A 21,525-nucleotide genomic window follows, 5' to 3' on the forward strand; every position below is an offset into this window, starting at 1 on the left:
CCTTTTTGTGGAGGTTGGTATGGCATTCAAGCGGCTGCTGGCCGGACTGGGCTTCGGCGGAGCCTCGGTGGAGACCGTCATGGAGGACGCCGTGGCCGTGCCCGGCGGAGTGCTGCGCGGCCAGGTGCACATCGAGGGCGGAACAGTCGACCAGCAGGTCGAGGAGCTCACCGTGGGCCTGCAGACCCGGGTGGAGGTGGAGTCGGGCGACAACGAGTACTCGCAGGACATGGAGTTCTGCCGCCAGCGGCTCGGCGGCGCGCTGCACCTGCACCCCGGAGCGCGCTACACCGTCCCCTTCGAACTGCGGGTCCCGTTCGAGACCCCGGTGAACTGGTACCGGGGAACCGTCCTGCACCCGATGCGGCTGGGCGTCAACACGCGGTTGAGCGTGGCCGGCGCGATCGACCCCGGAGACCTCGACCCGGTGCGGGTGGGGCCGCTGCCGTCCCAGCAGGCCGTGCTGGACGCGCTGGTCTCCCTGGGCTTCGTCGTCAAGCACACCGACATGGAGCGGGGACAGTTGCGCGGCACCCGGCAGCGGCTGCCGTTCTACCAGGAGATCGAGTTCCACGCGCCGAGCCGCTACCGCGGGCTCAACGACCTGGAACTGTCGTTCGCGACCGACGAGCGCGGCGCGGACGTGGTGGTGGAACTGGACCGCAGGCCGGGACTGCTGGGCGAGCGGTCCGACTCCTACTTCGCGTTCTCCTTCGACCACGCCACCGCGGCCCACCAGGACTGGGCCGGCTACCTGCACGCCCAGATCGACGCGATCGCGGGGCGGCGCGGCTGGCTGTGACGTACCGTGAGCTTGCCCGCAGGTAACGATCCGGTGCACAGTAGGGCTCGTTCGGATGACCGGGGAGGGCGGGGGGAGGCTCTCCGGCTTCTGTCGTGAGGAGTGGGAAGAGATATGCGCCAGTCACCGACCCCTGTTCCGCCGCCGCCGCGCCCCGAGGTGCTGGGCGAGTTGGCGTACCTGAGCGTCCAGCGCGACGGCGACGGCACGGTCCTCCACCGCCCCGCCGAGGGGGGCTGGCGCGACGTGGACGCGACCGAGTTCCTGACCTCGGTCACCAGGCTGGCCAGGGGGCTGATCGCCGCGGGCGTCGGCCTCGGGGACCGGGTGCTCGTGGCCGCGCCGGGCGGCTACGAACGGACCCTGGTGGTGTTCGCGGTGTGGGCCGCGGGCGGAGTGGTGGTGGAGGTGCCGCCGAACTGCTCCCCGGGACTGCTGCGGCGGGCGCTGCGGGACAGCCGTCCGGCCGTGGCGGTGCTGCGCGACCAGCGGCAGACGCGGGTCGCGGCGTCGCTCCAGCACGAACTGGTGGACCTGGGACGGGTCTGGACGGTGGACGACGCCGGACTGGAGGCGATCGCCAAGCCCGGGGCCTACATGGACGGCACGGCGGTGCGGTTCCGGGTGGAGGAGAGCACCGCCCAGGACACGGCGCTGATCCACTACACCGTCACGCCGCAGCGGCGGGTGCGGGGAGCGGTACTGACCCACCGCAACCTGCTGGCCGCGGCGGGAGCGGCGGTCGACCGGCTGGCCCCGGTGCTCGCGTCCATGCCGGCGGGGGCGGCCACCACGCTGCTGGGACCGCGGACGGGCGGGCTGGCGAGCTGCTCCGCGGTGGTGGCGGGCGTCCTGGCGGGCGTCCGGGTGGGGTTCGCCCACCCCGAGCAGGTCTTCGCCCACCAGGTCAGGGAGTTCGCGCCGACCCTGCTGGTGACCGACGCGGCTTTTCTGACCCGTGTCTACGAGGTGGAGCGGTCGCGGGCGCGGCAGGGCGGCTGGGACGGCGCCCAGGGGTTCGAGGCCGCCACCCGGCTGGCGGTGGACCTGGGACGGAAGAAGCGGCGGCCGTGGCAGCGGATGTCGCGCGCCATCTACGACTGGGCCTTCGCCCGGGTCAGGGATGCCCTGGGCGGCCAGGTGCGTGCGGCGGTGTGCGTTCCGGGCGGCCTGGAGCCGAGGCTGGCGTACTTCTACGAGGGGCTGGGCATCCCCGTGCTGGAGGGCTTCGGGCTGGCGCAGACCGGCGGGGTGGCGGCGCTGACCGTTCCGGGGCAGCCCCGGCCGGGCACCGTGGGGCCCGCGGTCGACGGTGTGGAGCTGAAGACCGCCGACGACGGCGAGGTGCTGGTGCGCGGTCCCGGGGTGTTCGCCGGATACCACAACGCCGTTCAGGAGGACACCCAGGTCCTGCCGGACGGGTGGCTGGCCACGGGGCGGCTGGGAGAACTGGACGAGCAGGGGTACCTGACCGTGCGGGAGGCCGTGCCGCAGGTGCGGTCCGGCCGGGAGGCGGAGGTTCCGGCGGTCGGGGTCGTCACGGACGGGACGGCGCGGAGCGCGACGGCCGACTACGTCGACCTGGAGACGCAGTTGCTGGCGCACCCGCTGATCAGCCAGGTGATCGTGCTGGGCGAGGGACGCCCGTACGCGACCGCGCTGATCACGTTGAAGCGGGACCAGTTGGAGTACTGGCGGCTGATCAACAACCTGCCGCTGTCGACACCGCTGGAGCAGATCGCGCTGGCGCCGGAGGTGGGGGCCGAGATCCGCCGCGTGGTGGAGGAGGTCAACAACGGGGTGCCGCCGGAGCTGATGATCCGTGCCTTCCACGTGCTGCCCGAGGAGTTCAGCCAGGCCAGCGGGCTGCTGCTGCCGTCGGGGCGGCTGCGCCGGGACGCGGTGCTGCGGGCGTTCGCCGACGAGATCGAGGCGCTGTACGCGCCCCCGTCGATCGAGGAGGGACGCTGACGGCGCGACGCCGTGTGTGGACGCGGACCGCTCGGGTAGCGGCGTGGTCGGACAGGACCGCCGTCCGGCGGATCCGCGTCAACGCAGTCGATCAGAGAGGACGTCGCAGGATGTCTCAGGTCATCGAAGCCGTCGAGGTCGACGTTCCGGTCCGGGCCGCCTACGACCAGTGGACCCGATTCGAGACGTTTCCGCGGTTCATGGAGGGTGTGGAACGGGTCGAGCAGCAGGACGACACGCGCACCCACTGGGAGATCTCCATCGGGGGGCAGCGCCGCGAGTTCGACGCGGTGATCACCGAGCAGGTCCCGGACGAGCGTGTGGCGTGGAAGAGCGTGGACGGCACCACCCACGCGGGCGTGGTGACCTTCCACCGCCTGGACCCGCAGCACACCCGGGTGACGCTGCAGATGGAGACCGCTCCCGAGGGGGTCGTGGAGCAGTTGGGCGACAAGCTCGGCGTGGTCAAGGCGCGGACCAAGGGCGACCTGAAGCGGTTCAAGCAGTTCATCGAGGACCGGGGCGCTCCCCCCGAGGGCGGCTGGCGCGGCGAGGTCCGTCCGGGGCAGGGCAAGGTCGCCGGGGACCGGCCCGAGTCTCCGGGGGAGACCAGGTAGCGGATCGCGCACCGATCGCGACGGGGCCGGAAGGCGGTCGAGGACCGTACCCGGCCCCGTGCCGTGCGTGCCGCGGGGCGTCGTTGCCGCCCCCCGGGCACGGGCGCGCCGGGCCCCCGTGGCACGGTGGCACCGGCGATAAGAACAGCGTGTTTTCGGAAAGACTGCAAAGAGTAGGAAAGTGTGTGCGCTGCGATGTCATCCGTTGGCCACACATCGGCGACGCGCCGGAAAAAATCGGACGCTATAACGAATCGCCGGGGCGCGGCACTCCTGCCGCGTCGCAGAGCTGATTCAGGGGAGGCACCGTGCTGCCAGAGGTAGAGGCATGGCTCGACCGGCGCACCAGCCGTGCGCAGGACTGGGACGCCGGCGTCCTTGCCGAGAACAAGCAGGGCCAGCGGATCACCGTGGTTCTTCCGGCCCGTAACGAGAGCGCGACCGTCGGGACGATCGTGACCCGCATTCGTACCGCCCTGTGCGAGCAGGTCCCCCTGGTGGACGAAATCGTGGTCATCGACTCGCGCAGTACCGACAACACCGCCGAAGTGGCAGCGCGGGCGGGCGCGACTGTGTACCACCAGGACGCGATCCGCCCCGATCTCCCGCCCGGAGAGGGCAAGGGCGAGGCCCTGTGGAAGTCGCTGTTCGTGGCGACCGGGGACATCCTCGTCTTCGTCGACGCCGACCTGCTGAGCTTCACCCCCGACTACGTGACGGGGCTGCTCGGCCCGCTGATCACCGACCCGGACGTGGCCTACGTCAAGGCCTGCTACGACCGCCCGCTCAAGGGCACCCCGGGACAGACGTACAACGGCGGACGGGTCACCGAACTGGTGGCGCGCCCGCTGCTCAACCAGTACTGGCCGCAGTTGGCGGGGTTCGTCCAACCCCTGTCGGGGGAGTACGCGGGCCGCGCCGACGTGCTGCGCCGCATGCCGTTCGTGTCCCACTACGGCGTGGAACTGGGGCTGCTCGTCGACCTGCTGGAGTCCGAGGGACTGGACGCGCTCGCCCAGGTGGACCTGGGGGTGCGCGAGCACACCAACCAGACCACCCCGGACCTGGGGGTGATGGCCGCGCAGATCCAGCACACCGCCCGCAGCCGCCTGCTGCGGTCGGGGCGCCTGGTGGAGACCGCTGGCGCCGCCACCACGCTCGTGCAGTACGTGCGCAGCGAGGCCGTCGACGGCGCGTACGTGCCGTACGCGCGGGAGACCGCCATCACCGAGCGGCCTCCGGCGGACAGCCTGGCCGAACCCGTGCTGATCTGAGAGGAGGCGCCCCGCGAGCCGGGGGCGCCGACCGCGTCGGGCCGTCTCCCCTTCCGGGAGGCGGCCCGACACGCCTGCGGGGCGCCCCGCGGTCACCGCGGGTGAGATCCGGCACGGATCCGCCCGCGGCGGGCCCGTCGATTTCCGGTGTCAGGGGCGTAGCTGTGATGATTCAACGGTGTGGCGTTTACTGATCGGTGAACTGTACCCGGACGCGGAGTTCTTCGAGCCGGCCAAGGAGGCGCTGTTCTGGCGGATCGAGGAGACCCTCGGCCTGCCCGTCCCTCTGGAGCTGGTGGAGCTGCTGCGTGAGACCAACGGGGTGTGGAACGAGTACGGCGACGCCGTGGTGTGGTCGGCCGAACGCATCGTCGAGGACAATCTCGCGATGCGTTCGGAGGCGGACTACCGGGAGCTGTACGCGCCCTTCGACGACCTGTTGTTCTTCGGGGACAGTGACATGGGGCCCCAGTTCGCCTACGTCCACACCGGATACGGCCCCGGCATCGTCGTGTGGGACCACGAGACCGACGAGCGCCGGCTCGCCGTGGTGTCCCTGCGCGACTACCTGGTGCGCTGCCTCACCCAGGGCAACGACTGGTTCCGCTGAGCCGGACGCGGCACCGCCTCAGCGCAGCGGCTGCCGGGGCCGGGGCGCGGCGCCGCGCCCGCCCAGCACCCGGGACATGGGCGGGCGCTCGCTGACCCGCACCTCCCAGTCCAGCGACTCATAGCCGTCGGCGGTCTGGACGAACTGGGTGATGCCGCTGGAGGGAGGGTGCTCGGAGGTGACGATGCCGTGCCGGTGCATGCGCGACCACGCGGTGTCGAGGATCTGCCCCGACATGCGGCCCAGCGCCGCGGTGGACTGGTGGGAGTGCTCGCGGCAGCCCAGGTCGGTCTGGGCCATGCGGTCCACGCCCACCAGGTCGGCCAGGTCCACCAGCAGGGCGAACTCCACGCCGTAGCCGCACACGAAGGGCACCTCCTCCAGGGCCGTGCGCCGCCCGGCGTACTCCCCGGCCAGCGGCTGCACGAACCCCGACAGGTCGGGCCAGCACATGTTGAGCAGGGGGCGGGCCAGCAGTTCGGTCACCCGGCCGCCGTCGAACGGGTTGAAGGAGTCCTCCTGGCGCAGCGGTCGGCTGTAGCAGCCCTTGACGTAGGCCAGGTCCGGGTCGGCCAGCAGCGGACCGACGAGGCCGGTGACGAAGTGCGGACCGAAGTTGCGTATGTCGGAGTCGACGAAGACGACCACGTCCCCGCTGGTGACGGCCAGCGACTTCCACAGCGCCTCGCCCTTGCCCCACAGCCCCGGCAGGTCGGGCAGGATGTCGTCCTGGGCGTGGACGGTGGCCCCCGCCCGCGCCGCCACCTTCGCGGTGTTGTCGGTGGAGCGCGAGTCGATCACGACGACCTCGTCGACGAGCGGCACGCGTTCGACGAGTGACTCCCGGATGGCGGTGACGATCGACCCCACCGTCTCCTGCTCGTCCTTGGCGGGCAGGACGACGCTGATCGTGGTGTCCCCCTTGAGCGCCAGTGCGCGGGAGGCCGGCCAGTCCAGATGCGAGTTCATCCGGTGCGACAGCCACTGGCGGGTGCGGGTTGGCATCATGGGCAACTCCTCACGGTTGCGGCAGGAGTCGGGCCGTCCGGCGGCTCCGGACGGGGGCACGAGAAGCCCCGGTGACATGCGCACTCTCCCTATCCAGGATTGCCCGGTATGAACATCGGAGTGCTGGTTTATCGTGGTCTGCTCCGCCGTTGCGCGGCGACACGCCCGCCCGGGACCGGATCCGGTCCCGGGCGGGCGTGGGTCGTCTCCGCTGCCGCGACGCGCGGTCAGGCGGTCCGCGGCGCCGCGGAGCGGTGGGCGTGTACCGCCCAGCCGACGAAGACCGCCGTGGCCGCGGCCGCGGTGGCCAGCATCACCGTAGACATGGACAGCAGGCTCGCCTCGCCGCCCTCGCCCATGCCGGTGGTCGCGGCCAGACCGCCGCCGATGGCGAACTGCAGCGCGCCCAGCAGAGCCGATCCGGTTCCGGCCACCGAGGCGGGCTGGCCCGCGATGGCCAGGGTCGTGGCGTTGGGGGAGATCAGGCCGGTGAAGAACATCATCGCGATCAGTGCGGCGGTGACCGAGACCAGGCCCGCCTGCCCGGAGACGGCCAGGCAGACCAGGGCCGCGACCGAGACCAGCGCGCCCAGCAGCCCCGCCAGCAGCCGCCGGGGGCCGTCCACCCGGCCGATCAGCATCGCGTTGACCTGGTTGCCCACCACCATGCTCAGGGAGTTGACCCCGAAGATGACGCCGAACTGCTGGGGGGTGGCGCCGAACTCGCTCTCGGAGACGAAGGAGAACGCGGAGATGTAGGTGAAGGTCATCGCGAAGCTCAACGCCATGACCAGGGTCGGCCCCATGAAACGCGGGTCGAGCTGCAGGCGCAGCAGGACGTTCGCCACCGAGCCGCGACGCCCCCCGGCGCGCTCGACGCGCCGCTCACGCGGCCGGGTCTCCGGCAGCGCGAAGTGGACGAGGGCCAGGTTCACCAGACCGATGAGCGCCAGCACGCCGAACAGCAGCCGCCACGAACCCAGCAGCAGCAACTGGCTGCCCAGCATCGGGGCGAGCATCGGGGCCAGCCCGGTCAGCATCGACAGGCGGGAGAAGAACCGGGCGCCGTCGTCGCCGTCGAAGACGTCGCGCACCACCGCGCGGGAGATCACCGCTCCCGCGGCACCGGACAGGCCCTGCAGCAGGCGCAGCACGCTCAGCGCCTCGACGCTGGGGGCCACGGCGCTCGCCAGCGAGGAGAGTGTGAACACGCCCACGCCGACCAGCAGCGGGACGCGCCGCCCCCAGCGGTCACTCAGGGGACCGATCACCAGTTGGCCCGCGGCCAGGCCGACCATGATCGCGGTCAGGGTCAGCTGCACCTGGGCCTCGGTGGCGCGCAGGTCGGCGGCGATGTCCGGGAACGCCGGCAGGTACAGGTCGGTGGCCAGCGAACTGGTGGCGGTCAGCAGGCCGAGTACGAAGACCAGCAGCGCCACGGACCGCCGGGGACGGCCTCCGGGCGCGCGATCCGTGGCGGGACGGCGCGCGGCGGCGGGAGCGGCGGACTGGCGGGGACGCAGAAGAGTCAGGGACAACTGCATACTCCGAGACGCGTCGAAGGCGGTCAGGGACGTGAGAGGGCGCGCCATAACACACGGGGAGGCGCGAGGAGGGGTCCGCTGGGGCTCGCTCGGGGACGCCTGCGGCTTCCCCGCCGCCGTGCCCACACGGAGGCGGTTCCGTTGCGGAACCGAGTCCCGAAAGATGCCGGAACACGACCTTCGGGATACGCGCCTGACAACAACCCGGATCGGCGGCAATAATCCGGCGGAGTCCGCCTGTGCGGGCGTGACCTGACACACGCCGTGCGACCTGCGACAAGGCAGGCGGATTGGCTCTGTGAGAGGCGCCACTTCCGGGACTGCGAGGATTGACCGCGCCCCGGAGGGGGAACCGGGGCGGCTCCGGACGCCCCACCCCGAACGGGACGGCGCAGGCATGGCGGGCACGAATCGGGTCAGTGTCCTGCACGAGGCCCGATCCGGAGGAGGTGGGAATGCGGTACCACGTGCTGGCCTGCGACTACGACGAGACGATCGCCCACGGGGGCAGGGTGGACGACGCGACCGTGACCGCCCTGGAGCACCTGTCCCGCTCGGGCCGTCGCCTGGTCATGGTGACCGGGCGTCGACTCGACGACCTGTTCGGCGTGTTCGACCACGTCGACCTGTTCGACATGGTCGTGGCCGAGAACGGCGGAGTGCTCTACGATCCCGGCCGACGCGACCGCCGGCCGCTCGCCGAGCGGCCCCCGGCCGAGTTCGTGGAGCGGCTCCGGCGGCACGGCGTCAGTCCGCTCGCGGTGGGGGAGGTGGTCGTCGCCACACGCGAACCGCACGACCGCACGGTCCTCGACGCCATCCGCGAACTGGGCCTGGAACTGCAGGTGATCTACAACAAGGGCGCGGTGATGGTACTGCCGCCCGGGGTGAACAAGGCGTCGGGGCTGGCCGCCGCGCTGCGCCGCCTGGAGTTCTCCCCGCACTCCACGGTCGCGGTCGGCGACGCCGAGAACGACCACGCGATGCTGCACATGTGCGAGTGCGCGGTCGCCGTCGCAGGAGCCCTGGAGGCGGTCAAGAGGACCAGCGACCTCGTCCTGGAGCGCCCCGACGGCGAGGGGGTGGCCGAACTGGTCGACCGGCTCCTGGCCACCGACCTGGCCGAGGTACCGGTCAGCCGCCACGACCTGCACTTCGGCACCGCCGGGGCGGCGCCCACGGCCATCGCCCCGCACGGCACGGCGGTGGCCGTGGCGGGCCCCTCGGGCAGCGGCAAGTCCACCGCCGCCACCGCGCTGCTGGAACGGCTCGGCGAGAGCGGCTACCAGTACTGCGTGATCGACCCCGAGGGCGACTACGCCGACTTCGAGGGGGTGACCGCGTTCGGCGACGCCACCCGCGCGCCGTCGATCGACGAGGTGCTGACCGCGCTGCGCGACCCCGACCACAACGTGGCCGTCAACATGCTCGCCGTCCCGCTGCGCGACCGGCCCGCCTTCTTCGCGGGACTGCTGCCCCGCCTGGTCGGCCTGCGTGCCGAACTGGGGCACCCCGCGTGGCTGGTGGTGGACGAGGCCCACCACCTGATGCCCGTGGAACTGGCACAACTGCCGCTGCGCGTGCCCGCCGACGTCGGCGGCCTGATGCTGGTCACCGTCCACCCCGAAACACTCAGCCCGCTGGTGCTGCGCCTGGTCGACACCGTCGTCGCGGTCGGCGACGACCCCGGACAGACCCTGGACGCGTTCGCCGCGGCCACGGGACACAGGCCGCCCGCCCTGGAACCGGCGCCCGCCGAACCCGACAGGCAGCAGGAGTCGGTCGTCTCCGACATCGCCGTGTGGCGGGTCGCGGAGACCGCGGCGCAGCGGGTCAAGCTCGCCCCCGGCGAGACGCACCGCACCCGGCACCGCCGCAAGTACGCCGCGGGCACCCTCGCCCCGGACAAGAGCTTCTACTTCACCGGACCGCAGGGGAGGCTACGGCTGCGCGCCCGCAACCTGCACTCGTTCGTGGAACTGGCCGAGGGGGTGGACGACGACACCTGGACCCACCACCTGCGCCGCCACGACTACTCGCGGTGGCTGCGCGGCTCGGTGCGCGACGGCGAGCTCGCCGACCTGGTGCGGCGGGTCGAACAGGACACCGGCCGCGCCCCCTCCGACAGCCGCCGCGAGGTCGCGCGCCTCATCGACGAGCGCTACACCCTGCCCGCCGAACCCACCAGCTACGACCCCGACCGGGGCCGGGAGACCGGCCCGTCGGGACGGCGGCGGCCGTGAACACCGCTCACGGACGTCCGTTATCGTCGGGGGCACCGGGGCGGGCGGCCCGCTGGTAGCGTGCAGGAGCCGCCCCAGCCACGGAGTCCCCGGTGCGGCCACCCGACCATCTGGAAAGACGAGTCAAGCGATGTCTGAGCAGCACGTGTCCGAAACCCCCGTCGACACTCGGGTGCGGGTCCAGGGACAGCCCGTGGACTCCTACCCCGAATGGGCGCCCGAGGCCGTCCGCGGAAGGGTGCTGCGGGTCACCGTCGTCGGCGAGGACGTCCTGCACCGGCGCAACGCCGAGGTCACCGAGTTCGGCACCCCCGAGCTGCACACGCTCGTCGACGACATGTTCCGCACCATGTACGTCGCCGAGGGCGTCGGCCTGGCCGCCAACCAGGTGGGCGTGGACCTGCGCCTGTTCGTCTACGACTGCCCCGACGACGACGGGGTGCGGCACGTGGGCCACGTCCTCAACCCGGTCCTGGAGACCGAGGGCGTGGAGGAGGAGGGGCTGGCCGTGGAGAACGAGGGCTGTCTGTCGGTACCCGGCCCCCACGCCGAGCTGCCGCGCGCCCCCCGCGCCCGGGTCACCGGCTTCGACCGGGACGGCAACCCGGTGACCGTGGAGGGCACCGGGTACTTCGCGCGCTGCCTGCAGCACGAGACCGACCACACCATGGGCCGCCTCTACATCGACCGGCTGCCCAAGCGGGAGCGCAAGAAGGTCCTCAAGACCATGAACGACATGAAGGACCAGGTCTTCGCCCGCCGCGCCGAGAACGCCGAGACGATGCGCTTCGAGTGACGCCCCGCCCCCGCGGCGGGTTAGGATCGCGCCATGGTCCACGTCCTCGGCAGCCGTGTCCTGCTGCGCCCCACCGACCTGGAACGCAGCCGCGCCTTCTACAGGGACGTGCTGGGGCTGGCGATCTACCGCGAGTTCGGTCCCCACGAGCAGCGGGGGACCGTGTTCTTCCTGGGCGGCGGCTTCCTGGAGCTGTCCGGGGGCTGCGAGCGCCCTCCGGACCCCGAGGCCGTCCGGTTGTGGTTGCAGGTGCCCGACGCGGCCGCCGCGCACGCCGAACTCGCCGAGCGCGGCGCCACCGTCCTGCGGGAACCCCGCCGCGAACCGTGGGGACTGGTCGAGATGTGGATCGCCGACCCCGACGGGCTGCGCATCTGCGTCGTCGAGGTCCCCGAGGACCACCCGCTGCGCTACCGCCCCTGAGGCGGCGGGACGGCACTAGGCTGCAGGGGTGAGTGGTGAACCCGTCGCCGCGGCCGCACTGGTCGCCGCCGTCCCCGTCCTCGCGCCGGTCGGCCGGGCCGAGCGCGGCCGCGTCAGCGCCGCCACGGTCCGCCCCGGACACGCGCTGCCCGACAAGGTGGTGGTCGACTTCGGGTGGCGCGCGGTCGACGCCCACCTCGACCTGGAGATCACCGTCCGCCGCCGGGAGTCCGGCACCCCGCCCGAGCAGCGGTGGCTGCGCGCCTTCTGCGCCGAACGCGATGTCATGCAGCGCTGCACCGCCGGCGCGGCCGACTGGGCCGCGCCCGCACCCGCCGCGGACGCCGCCTGGTCGGAGCGCTCCCTCACCGTCGACGGCACGGCACACCCGTTCACCGTGCTGCGCACCGCGCACTCCTGGGTCGCCGCGGCCGTCCTCGACGCCGACTGGCTCGTCCGCCTGTTCGCGCCCGCCGAACCCGCCGGACTCACCGCCCTGCGTCGCGTCACCGACCCCGCCGACCTGGAACCCCTGCGCGGCAGGGGCTGAGGGGTACATCCGGCAGGGCGCGGGCCGCAGAACGGATGTCCGCGAGGAGCCGGTCGCGGGTCGAGGGGGGACACTCCAGGGAGAAGCAGAAGTCAAGCCAGCGTTCGTGTCCCGTGCGCGCGTGGCACAGGTGGAGGTAGACGGTCTCGGCGAGTTCGCGGACGGTGTCGCCGTCCTCTTCGGCGAGGATCGCGGACGCCGCCTCACGCGCCAGGAGAAGATGGGCGGTCGGCTCGTCGGGCCAGTCGGCACCCAGTTCGCGCAACGCCTCGGCGAACACCTCCCGGGCGGGATCGGTGGGGCCCAGACCGGCGACCTCCCGCAGCGCCGGGGAGTCGAGCCCGCGCGCGAGGGCGTGGGCGGCGTGCGTCGGCAGGTCGGTGTGGCCACGGAACCCGATCACCGCCCGCGCGGCCACCAGAAGCAACCGTTCCATGTGTGGTGACCCTACGGGACCGCGCGGACTCACGTGACGAGTTCGCTGCCGTGCGCGGCGCGGAACGGGCCGCCCACCGTGGTCTCGGCGACGCGGTCGACGAACTCCGCCGTACCCGAGCAGCGGGCGCGCAGGTCGCGCTGGCGCTGGGCGCCGCAGCCCACCGCGCACAGCACCCGCGTCATCGTCCGCGCGAAACGCGCGTCACCGGAGCGCTCCAGCACCGGAGCGATCCGCTCCAGCAGCGCCTCCAGCACCTCGCGCACCGGACGCAGCCGCCCGGCGACCGGGTGCAGGCAGTGGCCGCCCACCCCGTCGCGGGCGGCACGCCACATGTGCGCGCGCAGCACCTCCGGCGGCAGGCGCGGCGCGGGGGAGTCCGCGTCCTCGGTGAGGAACACCGCGACGAGCCCGCGCACCAGCACGGCCAGCAGCACCGCCTCCTCCGCGGTGGCGGCCACGTCGCCGACCCGCACCTCCAGGGTCGGGTGCCGGGAGGAGGGGCGGGCGTCCCAGTAGAGCATCCCCGGATCCAGCGCCGCCTGCGAGTCGAGCAGCCCGTCGACGGTGTCGGTGTAGTCCTGCTCGCCGGAGAGGAACGGCGGTGGGCACGCCGAGGGAAGCTGCGACCAGCGGACGTAGCGCCAACTGGCGTATCCGGTGTCGACGCCGGAGAAGAACGGCGAGTTCGCGGTGAGCGCCAGCAGCGCGGGCAGCCACGGTCGCAGGTGGTTGAGGGCCCGCAGCGCCGAGGCCAGATCGGGGACGGCGACGTGCACGTGGCAGCCCGCGCTGCCTCCGGCGTCCAGCAGCGGACCCAACTCCTCGCGCATGCGCGCGTACCGCGGGTCCGGGCTCAGCGCGGGCGGTCTTTCCGTGGGCAGCGGCGGCGCGCCGACCGCCACCAGGCGCAGCCCCCGGTCGGCGGCGGCCCGCGACAGGTGCCTCCGGGCGTGGCGCAGCTCCTCCAGCAGCGACCAGGAGTCGCAGTGGACACCACTGGCCGCCTCCACCTGGGCGAGGGTCAACTCCGGATGCAGTTCCGCCGGGTCGGGGTCCGCGGCGGCGAGAATCTCGGAGGCCGCCTCGGCCAGTCGCCCCTCGGCGTCCACGAGCAGGAACTCCTCCTCCACTCCCATCGTGGGGAGGCCGGGCACCCCTCGCGGGTCCGCCATCCTCGTTCTTCCCTCACCTGTGTGTCGGCGCGCAGCCCTCGAACGCATCGACAACGCGGCTACCCGGCCCGAGTCCTCGGAAACAGTCCGTGTGATCTTGACGCCGGAAGCACCGCGAGCGCGGGACGGAATTCCCGGGATCAGGGACCTCCTCCTGGCTCCTGCCGCTAGGGTCACTCCTGACGGCACGGACGCGGGACCGCCGCCAGGAGCATCGCCTTTCGGGAGGACACCGTGGTCAGCGACACCGACCTGCGGCATCTGCGCCGCTGCGTGGAACTGGCGGCCCGCGCCCTGGAGGCGGGCGACGAGCCGTTCGGCTCCGTGCTCGTCGCCGGGGACGGCACCGTCCTCGGCGAGGACCACAACCGGGTGGCCTCCGGTGACCGCACCCGCCACCCCGAGTTCGCGTTGGCGCGCTGGGCGGCGGAGCACCTGAGCCCCGGGGAGCGGGCGGCGGCGACCGTCTACACCTCCGGCGAGCACTGCCCGATGTGCGCCGCCGCGCACGGCTGGGTCGGGTTGGGCCGCATCGTGTACGCGAGCTCGTCCGCGCAGTTGACCGAGTGGCTCACCGAGCTCGGGGTCCCCGCCCCTCCGGTGCGTCCCCTGCCCGTCCGCGAGGTCGTCCCCGGCGTCGCGGTGGAGGGCCCGGTGCCCGAACTCGCCGAACAGGTGCGCGACCTGCACCGCCGCTTCCACCGCGGAGCGGCGGGGCCGCGCTGACCTCCGCCGTCCGCGGTCGCACCGGCCCGCCCGCAACGACCGCGGCGGCAAGATCCCGGAAACGGAGGGCTGGACAGTGTTGGTGGACCTGTCGGTGCTCGTCACCGAACGGACACCGGTCTATCCGGGCGACCCGGAGGTCCGGATCGAACCCGCGGCCGACCTGGCCGACGACGGCTACCGCTGCCAGCGCGTCTCGCTGGGCACGCACGCGGGCACCCACGTGGACGCGCCCCGGCACATGCTGGCCGACGGGGCCCACCTGGACCACTACCCCGTCGACCGCTTCGTCGGCCGGGGACGCTACGTCGACGCGCGCGGCGGCTTCGACCTCGACGCGGTACGGCGTGCCGGGGTGGCCGAGGGCGACATCGTGCTGTTCCACACCGGGATGGGCGACGTCTACCACGAGCCGTCCTACTTCACCGACCACCCGGAGGTCCCGCTGGAGGTCGCCGAGTACCTGGTGGAGCGCCGGACGAGCATGGTGGGCGTCGACATGTGCAGCGTCGACCACGAGCCGTTCGAGGTGCACCACACGCTGCTGGCCGGCGACGTGCTCATCATCGAGAACCTGACCGGTCTGCGGCGGTTGCGTGACGCGGCGGAGTTCCGGGTCTACGCGCTGCCGCTGCGCCTGGAGTCGGACGGCGCGCCCGTGCGGGTGGTGGCCGAGGTGGCCTGAGGGGCGCTCACCGGACCTTCCGGCGTTCGACGAACCCCCCGGCGCAGTCGGGTACGCGCGCCGGACCGGACTCGAAGGCGTGGTCGGGGCCGTGGACGGCGTTGTGCGCCTGGCCTGCGGCAGTGCTCCCGAACTTTCCGGACAAGTCCCGCACCACGGACTCCAGCCCCGGAGGAGGGGCAGGTGGCCTTGGCCTGAGGCCGCCTGGAAACCACTCACCGGGTTGAGGTCACACGACCCCTTCGGGGCGAGGTTCCACGACCCCTGGGGGACTGGAAGCGCGGGGTGCGGCCCGCGCTTCTGACACGGTGGTTCGGTGGAACAGCTCCTCGGCGGTCCTCGCGGTGGCGGCGCGGCGGATCCGGACGGCGAACTGGTCGAGGTCGGTGCAGGAGGTGACCCGCTCGCGTACGGCGCCGGAAACCCCGATGCCCCGGGCGTCCGGGACCGTCAGCACGGCCTCGGCCTCTCCCCCGGCGAGTCCTTCCGCTCTGCCCTGACGGTGGGGACGGCCGACGAAGTCGCTCCTGAATCCGTGGATTCCGGCGTTCATGGCATCCTCCAGGTGTTTCCTGGCCGTGGCGGGCAGCGCCGCGAACACGTAGCCGGAGTACAAATCGCTCCTCGACCGGCCGAGCGCGTCGAACGCCGGGAGCAGCGCGTCGAGGACCGCCAGTTCCGGTTCGGCCCCGGCCTGCTCGGAGAGGGCGGGCAGATCGGCCACGTGGGCGGTCCAGGTGAGCGCGGTAGCGGTGCGTGGGACGCGCGCTCCGGCAGGCAGGCCGCCGGATCGGGGGAACGGCGGATGAAATCGGGGGAGTTCACGCTCAAAAGACGGCGTGGAGGTGACGTCAGGGGAGATCCGGAAACGGAAGGGACCGGATTCTCCTGCGTTCCCGCATGTTCTTCGGGCCTTCTCCGCATTTGCGGGGCCGACCGGACTCCCCTTTCGACGGGGCCTCTTTTCCGCACTCGCTTGAGCGGTTCTGCGCCCCGGTGCCCGCGTCGGCGGCCTCTCCGGCGCACCGGGGCGGGGCGGCGGTCAGGGCCGCTGGCCGACCTCCTCGACCCACGCGCTGGCGACCAGGACGGCGTAGTGGTTGACCTGCGGCAGCCGACCGGTCGGGACGGGGTCGTCGCTCTCCACCACCACGGTCTCGTGGTAGAGCGGCATCCCGGTGTCGGGGGCGAACATGATCCGCCGTTGCAGGATTTGCCCCTCGGCGCTCTCGGTGTCCTCGGTGAGGAAGAGCAGTCCCGAGCGGCCCTCCCGGTCGGTGGCGGTCCCGGCGGACCGCACGTCGCCGTGCTCGGCCAGGAGACGCAGGATCGCGCCCTGCTCGGCGGGGGCGACCGGCCGCTCCCCGTAGAGTTCCTGGAGCGAGACGAACAGGTCCGCGGTGCTGGTGCCGTCCCACAGCGTCAGCAGTTGGGCCTCCAACCGCTCGGGGTCGGTGGACAGCTCACCCGGTTCCCAGGTGAGCGCCATGCCCTCGTCCATGCCGTCGCTCTCCTCAGGGCCCTCCTCGAACAGGAACCGGAGGGGGGACTCGTCCCCCTCCAGGTGCTCGGGGGGGCAGGGGGTGCTCGATCCAGTAGCCCGCGTCCTCCTCGACCGAGCGCCAGACCTGGTGGTCGACCGGTGCGATGCCCCAGCCGGACTCGCCGGTGTCCGCGTCCTGCGCCAGGGTCAGCCTCCACTGCGAGGTGCGCACGTAGGCGACGTCCCCGGGCGCGGACGCGGACCGGACCTCGGCCGTCTCCGCCAGGGCCAGCAGTTCCTCCCGGGCGTCGCCCAGTTCGGAGGGGACCACCGCCAGGGGGCAGGAGGGGGACCCGCGTAGGCCGTCTCCGAGGAGTCGAGGGCGAACTCCCCGACCGTGGCGAGGGCGGCCACCGCGGCGGCGGCGCCGAGGGCGGCCAGGCGCCCCCGGGGCGCGGGAGGCGCCGCGGGCCACGGCGTCGACGCGGGCCCGGGCGAGCTGTTCGGCGTCGACCCGGACGGCCGAGGCGGGATCGTGTGGTGCGAGCAGGTCGCGCACGGCGCGTTCGTCGGTGTTCAACGCTTCTCCTTCGCGGTGTCGAGCGGGACGGTGGCGGGGTGGGCGGCGTCCGCCGCGGCGTCGGCCAGGAGCCGTTCGATGCGCCTGCGCGCCCGGTGCCACGGACGCGGGCGGTGGCGACCGTGCAGCCCAGCACCCGGGCGGCGGCGGGCACGTCCAGGCCCTCCCAGGCCAGGAGCATCACCAGTTCGCGGTCGTCGGGTCTGAGCCGGTGCAGCACCGAGAGCGCGGTGCGCCGCTCCGTGACCAGGTCGGCGTTGTCGGTCTCGGCGGCGGGGGAGGTCCACTGGTTCGCGAACCTGCTGAACACCTCCCCGCGCCTGCGCATCTGGCGGGACCTGGCCCGTACGACGTTGCGCGCCACGCCGTACAGCCACGGCAGGGGATCGGTTCCGGGAACCCTGTCGAAGTGCTCCCAGACCAGGCCGGAGGTCTCGGCCGCCACCGTCGTCGGCGTGGTCGGGCCCCAGCCGACGCCAGGCGTAGCGGTGGACGGCCTCGTAGTGCCGCTCGAACAGACGGGTGAACCCACCCCTGCCGGGTGCCCCGTCCTCGTCGTCTTTCCGTACGACTGCACACTCCTGTGTCGCGGGGAAGGGATCCGTTGCAGCGGTGCCGCGATATTTCTCCGAGGCCGGGAAACAACGCGGACGGGCGCTTTCCCGTGAAGGGGGAGAGCGCCCGTCCGCTCTCTCGCCGGGGCCGCGCGCCGCGTCAGGGGTGCGCGGGCGGATACGGTCCCCACTGCTGGGGCGGGTACGGCGGGGGGAGCTGCTGCCCCGGCATCGGAGGCGGCGGCCGGGGCGGCGGATACGGGGCCTTCGGGTGCGGGTACGGCGGGGCCTGGGGCGGCTGCGCGTAGGGCGAGGGGGGAGGAGCGCCGTACGGCTGCGGTCCCTGCGGGAGCGGGTGGGAAGCCTCCTTGGCGGAGCCTCCCCGAAACATCGCCACCACGTTGCCGACTGCCGGGGCTGCCGGCAGCACGACCACGTAGAAGCTGATCAGGTACCAGCCGCCGAAGAGGAAGACCCAGCCGCCCCACACGGGCAGGGCGAGACCGAGCAGGGCGGACAGCACCCGTCGTCCCGTGCCGAACCTGGGCAGCGGAGCGGTCAGCAGCAGGAGGCCGCCGAGCACGGAGAGGATGAGTACCAGGTCGTCCACGGTATCGACCTCGGGGTGGGAGGGAGGCGCGGGAGCGAGTGGGGGGGCGGCCGGGCCGGGACACTGTACCGCCGCCGCTCCACGGCATCTCCCGGTTGTGCCTCCGCCCCGGTGAGACGGGCTTCTCCCAGGTGCCACTGGCGTTCGGCGCGGGTTTGGCGTACTTTGGAAAGCGCTTTCACAAGAAAGGTGGGACGACACATGGGTGATCACGTGCTGGGTGTCGCCATGAACGGCGTCACCGGACGCATGGGATACCGCCAACACCTGACCAGATCGATCCTGGCCATCCGCCAGGACGGCGGGGTGGAGCTGCCCGACGGCTCCAGGGTCATCCCCGAACCCGTCCTCGTCGGGCGTTCGGCGGAGAAACTGCGCGCGATCGCCGAGCGGCACGGGATCGAGCGGTGGAGCACCGACCTCGACGCGGTGCTCTCCGACGACTCGGTCGAGGTGTACTTCGACGCCCAGATCACACACGCCCGCGAGGCCGCGGTGCGCGCCGCCATCGCCGCGGGAAAGCACGTCTACGTCGAAAAACCGACCGCCGACAGCCTGAGCGCGGCCCTGGAACTGGCCAAGCTGGCCCGCGACGCGGGAATCCGCAACGGCGTCGTGCAGGACAAGCTGTTCCTGCCCGGCCTGCTCAAACTGCGCCGCCTCGTCGACAGCGGGTTCTTCGGTCGCATCCTGTCGATCCGCGGCGAGTTCGGCTACTGGGTGTTCGAGGGCGACTGGCAGCCCGCGCAGCGCCCCAGCTGGAACTACCGCGCCGAGGACGGCGGCGGCATCGTGCTGGACATGTTCCCGCACTGGCACTACATCCTGGAGCAACTGTTCGCCCCGGTACGCGCCGTCACCGCGCGCGTCGCCACCCACATCCCCGAACGCTGGGACGAGGGCGGGCGGCGCTACACCGCCACCGCCGACGACGCCGCCTACGCCGTCTTCGAGCTGGAGGGCGGCACCGTCGCGCAGATCAACTCCTCCTGGTCGGTGCGGGTGGACCGCGACGAACTGGTGGAGTTCCAGGTGGACGGCACGCACGGCAGCGCGGTCGCGGGGCTGCGCAGCTGCCGCGTGCAGCACCGCTCGGTCACGCCGAAGGCCGTGTGGGACCCCGACGCCGTCGACCCGGGCCGCTACCGCGAGCAGTGGGACACCGTGCCCGACAACACCGAGTTCCCCAACGGCTTCCGCGCCCAGTGGGAGCTGTTCTTCAAGCACCTGCGCGCCGACGCGCCCTTCCCGCACGACCTGCTGTCGGGGGCGCGCGGACTGCAACTGGCCGAGGCGGGGCTGCGGTCGGCGCAGTCGGGCCGCACCGTGGAACTGGAGGAGGTCGCACTGCCGTGACGTCGCTGACCCTGCGGCTGCCCGACGCGACGGGAGCCCTGGAGACCTACACCGTGCTCGGCGCGCCCGTCACCCCCGGGAGCACCGCTCCCGCGCGTTCGCGCACCGCCTACGCCGCCGCCCACGTGGTGGCCGACCCGCTGGGCGGCAACGGACCCGGACGGCCCGCCCGGCTCGACTGGGACGCCACGATGGCCTTCCGCCACCACCTGTGGGACCTGGGACTGGGCGTGGCCGACGCGATGGACACCGCCCAGCGCGGAATGGGGCTGGACTGGGAGGCCACCGCCGAACTGATCCGACGCAGCGCAGCCGAGGCCGCCACGCGGGGCGCGGCCCTGGTCTGCGGGGTCGGAACCGACCAGCTGGAGCCCGGGCAGGCCAGTCTGGAAAGCGTTATCAGGGCCTACGGGGAGCAGTTGGCCGTCGTCCAGGAGGCGGGCGCCCAACCGGTCGTCATGGCCAGTCGCGCGCTCGCGGCCGTCGCCGAGGGCCCCGACGACTACACCAAGGTGTACGGGCGGCTGCTGGCCGAGGCCGACCGGCCCGTCGTCCTGCACTGGCTGGGCGAGGTCTTCGACCCCGCGCTCGCCGGGTACTGGGGTCACGCCGACCCCGCCGACGCGATCGAGGGCGTGGCCGCCCTCATCGCCGACCACGCCGACGCCGTGGACGGCATCAAGGTGTCGCTGCTGGACGCCTCCCTGGAGGTGCGGCTGCGCAACCTGCTGCCCGAGGGCGTGCGGCTGTACACCGGGGACGACTTCAACTACCCCGAACTGATCCTGGGCGACGCCGACGGCCACTCGCACGCGCTGCTGGGCGTGTTCGCGGCCATCGCCCCGGCCGCCGCCGAGGCCCTGCACGCCCTGGACTCCGGCGACGTCGACCGCTACCGCGCGCTGCTGGAGCCCACGGTTCCGCTGGCCCGGCACCTCTTCGCCGAGCCGACCTACTACTACAAGACCGGGATCACCTTCCTGGCCTGGCTCAACGGACACCAGAAAGGCTTTTCCATGGTGGGGGGACTGCACAGCGCCCGCGACCTGACACACCTGGCGACCGCGTTCCGGCTCGCCGACGCCGCCGGGGTGCTCACCGACCCGGAGACGGCCGTGGCCCGCATGCGCTCCCTGCTCGCCGTGGCCGGGGTGGACCAGTGACCGAGACCATCGAGACGACCGTCGACGTCCCCTCCGGCCTTCCCGCCGCGGTGCCCACCCCCCGGCCGGGCGACCCGCGGCTGGCACGGCTCTCCCTCAACCAGGCCACGGTCAAGCGGTGGAGCCTGGCCGAGGCCGTCGAGGGCTGCCTGCGCGCCGGAGTGCCCGCGATCGGCCCGTGGCGTGAACCGGTGGCCGAGATGGGACTGGCCGCCGCGGCCCGGCTGCTCCGCGACTCCGGACTGCGCGTCTCCTCCTACTGCCGGGCCGGGTTCCTCACCGGAACCGACCGGGCGGCCGCCCTGGACGACAACCGGCGCGCCATCGACGAGGCCGCCGAGCTGGGCGCCCCCTCCCTGGTGATGGTCGTCGGCGGACTCCAGGAGGGCGACCGCGACCTGGCGGGCGCCCGCGGGCGGGTGGTCGACGCCCTCGCCGAACTCGTCCCCTACGCCGCCGAGCGCGGCGTCCGCCTCGGCCTGGAACCGCTGCACCCCATGTTCTGCGCCGACCGCGCGGTGCTGTCCACCCTGGGGCAGGCCCTGGACATCGCCGAGCGCTTCGCCTCCGAGGCGGTGGGCGTGGTCGTGGACTCCTACCACGTGTGGTGGGACCCGCAGGTGCGGGCGCAGATCGCCCGCGCGGGCGAGCGCATCGTCATCTACCAGGCGTGCGACTGGGTGCTGCCGATCCCGGCCGACCCGCTGCTGGGGCGCGGGATGGTCGGCGACGGCTACGCCGACGTCGGCGGGCTGCGCCGCGCCGTCGACGCGGCCGGCTACACCGGGGACATCGAGGTCGAGATCTTCAACGCCGACGTCTGGGCCGCCGACGGCGACGCGGTGATCGCCACCGTGGCCCGCCGCCACGTGCAGTACGTCGTCTGACCACCGCCAACGCCCACGGTCCGGGCCAAGCG

At 72.9% G+C, this 21,525-nt stretch carries 22 protein-coding genes; 14 read left to right on the plus strand and 8 right to left on the minus strand.

Annotated elements, in window-relative coordinates; all coding sequences use genetic code 11:
• Positions 1–19: 19 nt before the first annotated feature.
• The 5 genes from NI17_RS03625 to NI17_RS03645 all read left to right on the plus strand — a co-directional run bounded on the left by NI17_RS03625 (position 20) and on the right by NI17_RS03645 (position 5,274).
• On the plus strand, positions 20–802 hold the full coding sequence (locus NI17_RS03625) for a sporulation protein (protein WP_068689411.1): 783 nt from the start codon (positions 20–22) through the stop codon (positions 800–802).
• A gap of 114 nt (positions 803–916) precedes the next feature.
• On the plus strand, positions 917–2,773 hold the full coding sequence (locus tag NI17_RS03630) for an AMP-dependent synthetase/ligase (RefSeq protein ID WP_068689409.1): 1,857 nt from the start codon (positions 917–919) through the stop codon (positions 2,771–2,773).
• A gap of 110 nt (positions 2,774–2,883) precedes the next feature.
• Positions 2,884–3,390 (plus strand): SRPBCC family protein, encoded by a 507-nt coding sequence (locus NI17_RS03635; RefSeq protein ID WP_068689407.1) that lies wholly within the window; start codon positions 2,884–2,886, stop codon positions 3,388–3,390.
• Between the two features lie 308 nt (positions 3,391–3,698).
• Positions 3,699–4,664, plus strand: a complete 966-nt coding sequence (locus NI17_RS03640; RefSeq protein ID WP_068689405.1) for a glucosyl-3-phosphoglycerate synthase — start codon at positions 3,699–3,701, stop codon at positions 4,662–4,664.
• 178 nt (positions 4,665–4,842) lie between these two features.
• Positions 4,843–5,274 carry an SMI1/KNR4 family protein gene (locus NI17_RS03645; protein ID WP_068689403.1) on the plus strand — a complete coding sequence of 144 codons (432 nt, stop codon included), beginning with the start codon at positions 4,843–4,845 and terminating at the stop codon, positions 5,272–5,274.
• A gap of 18 nt (positions 5,275–5,292) precedes the next feature.
• Here NI17_RS03645 and NI17_RS03650 read toward each other — a convergent pair whose 3' ends face one another.
• On the minus strand, positions 5,293–6,282 hold the full coding sequence (locus tag NI17_RS03650; protein ID WP_119267734.1) for a glucosyl-3-phosphoglycerate synthase: 990 nt from the start codon (positions 6,280–6,282) through the stop codon (positions 5,293–5,295).
• Positions 6,283–6,509: 227 nt separating this feature from the next.
• The gene (locus NI17_RS03655) at positions 6,510–7,820 is read right to left on the minus strand and encodes a multidrug effflux MFS transporter (protein WP_068689399.1); all 1,311 of its coding nucleotides are present in this window, start codon (positions 7,818–7,820) and stop codon (positions 6,510–6,512) included.
• 461 nt (positions 7,821–8,281) lie between these two features.
• Between NI17_RS03655 and NI17_RS03660 the strand changes: the two genes are divergently transcribed.
• From NI17_RS03660 to NI17_RS03675, 4 genes are all read left to right on the plus strand, one after another.
• The gene (locus NI17_RS03660) at positions 8,282–10,069 is read left to right on the plus strand and encodes an HAD-IIB family hydrolase (RefSeq protein WP_119267732.1); all 1,788 of its coding nucleotides are present in this window, start codon (positions 8,282–8,284) and stop codon (positions 10,067–10,069) included.
• A 130-nt stretch (positions 10,070–10,199) separates the two neighbouring features.
• Positions 10,200–10,865 carry a peptide deformylase gene (gene def, locus NI17_RS03665; RefSeq protein ID WP_068689395.1) on the plus strand — a complete coding sequence of 222 codons (666 nt, stop codon included), beginning with the start codon at positions 10,200–10,202 and terminating at the stop codon, positions 10,863–10,865.
• 33 nt (positions 10,866–10,898) lie between these two features.
• Positions 10,899–11,288: a VOC family protein gene (locus tag NI17_RS03670; RefSeq protein ID WP_068689393.1), complete on the plus strand. Its 390-nt coding sequence runs from the start codon at positions 10,899–10,901 to the stop codon at positions 11,286–11,288.
• A 28-nt stretch (positions 11,289–11,316) separates the two neighbouring features.
• Positions 11,317–11,838 carry a hypothetical protein gene (locus NI17_RS03675; protein ID WP_068689391.1) on the plus strand — a complete coding sequence of 174 codons (522 nt, stop codon included), beginning with the start codon at positions 11,317–11,319 and terminating at the stop codon, positions 11,836–11,838.
• Here NI17_RS03675 and NI17_RS03680 read toward each other — a convergent pair.
• Both NI17_RS03680 and NI17_RS03685 read right to left on the minus strand, forming a co-directional pair.
• Positions 11,795–12,274, minus strand: coding sequence for a hypothetical protein (locus NI17_RS03680; protein WP_068689389.1), 480 nt, complete (start codon positions 12,272–12,274; stop codon positions 11,795–11,797). The genes NI17_RS03675 and NI17_RS03680 overlap by 44 nt on opposite strands.
• A 29-nt stretch (positions 12,275–12,303) precedes the next feature.
• A complete protein-coding gene (locus NI17_RS03685; RefSeq protein ID WP_068689387.1) occupies positions 12,304–13,449 on the minus strand; it encodes a carboxylate-amine ligase in 1,146 nt (381 codons plus the stop codon).
• Between the two features lie 234 nt (positions 13,450–13,683).
• Between NI17_RS03685 and NI17_RS03690 the strand changes: the two genes are divergently transcribed.
• Positions 13,684–14,175 (plus strand): nucleoside deaminase, encoded by a 492-nt coding sequence (locus tag NI17_RS03690; protein ID WP_119267730.1) that lies wholly within the window; start codon positions 13,684–13,686, stop codon positions 14,173–14,175.
• Between the two features lie 76 nt (positions 14,176–14,251).
• Entirely contained in the window at positions 14,252–14,860 is a 609-nt protein-coding gene (locus NI17_RS03695) for a cyclase family protein (RefSeq protein WP_170163026.1), read from the plus strand.
• 229 nt (positions 14,861–15,089) lie between these two features.
• On the opposite strand, the gene NI17_RS03700 is transcribed toward NI17_RS03695, so the two are convergent.
• The 4 genes from NI17_RS03700 to NI17_RS03715 all read right to left on the minus strand — a co-directional run bounded on the left by NI17_RS03700 (position 15,090) and on the right by NI17_RS03715 (position 18,087).
• Positions 15,090–15,584, minus strand: a complete 495-nt coding sequence (locus tag NI17_RS03700; RefSeq protein WP_068689385.1) for a hypothetical protein — start codon at positions 15,582–15,584, stop codon at positions 15,090–15,092.
• 318 nt (positions 15,585–15,902) lie between these two features.
• The gene (locus NI17_RS03705) at positions 15,903–16,361 is read right to left on the minus strand and encodes a hypothetical protein (protein WP_068689384.1); all 459 of its coding nucleotides are present in this window, start codon (positions 16,359–16,361) and stop codon (positions 15,903–15,905) included.
• Positions 16,362–16,374: 13 nt separating this feature from the next.
• A complete protein-coding gene (locus tag NI17_RS03710; protein WP_157129700.1) occupies positions 16,375–16,923 on the minus strand; it encodes a hypothetical protein in 549 nt (182 codons plus the stop codon).
• A gap of 714 nt (positions 16,924–17,637) precedes the next feature.
• Positions 17,638–18,087, minus strand: coding sequence for a hypothetical protein (locus tag NI17_RS03715; protein WP_068689377.1), 450 nt, complete (start codon positions 18,085–18,087; stop codon positions 17,638–17,640).
• Between the two features lie 201 nt (positions 18,088–18,288).
• Between NI17_RS03715 and NI17_RS03720 the strand changes: the two genes are divergently transcribed.
• The 3 genes from NI17_RS03720 to NI17_RS03730 are packed head-to-tail and all read left to right on the plus strand — an operon-like array spanning position 18,289 to position 21,493.
• Entirely contained in the window at positions 18,289–19,443 is a 1,155-nt protein-coding gene (locus tag NI17_RS03720) for a Gfo/Idh/MocA family protein (RefSeq protein ID WP_068689375.1), read from the plus strand.
• Entirely contained in the window at positions 19,440–20,606 is a 1,167-nt protein-coding gene (locus NI17_RS03725) for a dihydrodipicolinate synthase family protein (RefSeq protein WP_084012486.1), read from the plus strand. Before NI17_RS03720 ends, NI17_RS03725 begins: the two co-directional genes overlap by 4 nt.
• On the plus strand, positions 20,603–21,493 hold the full coding sequence (locus NI17_RS03730) for a sugar phosphate isomerase/epimerase family protein (RefSeq protein ID WP_234401757.1): 891 nt from the start codon (positions 20,603–20,605) through the stop codon (positions 21,491–21,493). Before NI17_RS03725 ends, NI17_RS03730 begins: the two co-directional genes overlap by 4 nt.
• Positions 21,494–21,525 lie beyond the last annotated feature (32 nt).

The sequence above is a fragment of the Thermobifida halotolerans genome (genome assembly GCF_003574835.2).
Classification (GTDB): Bacteria; Actinomycetota; Actinomycetes; order Streptosporangiales; family Streptosporangiaceae; genus Thermobifida; species Thermobifida halotolerans.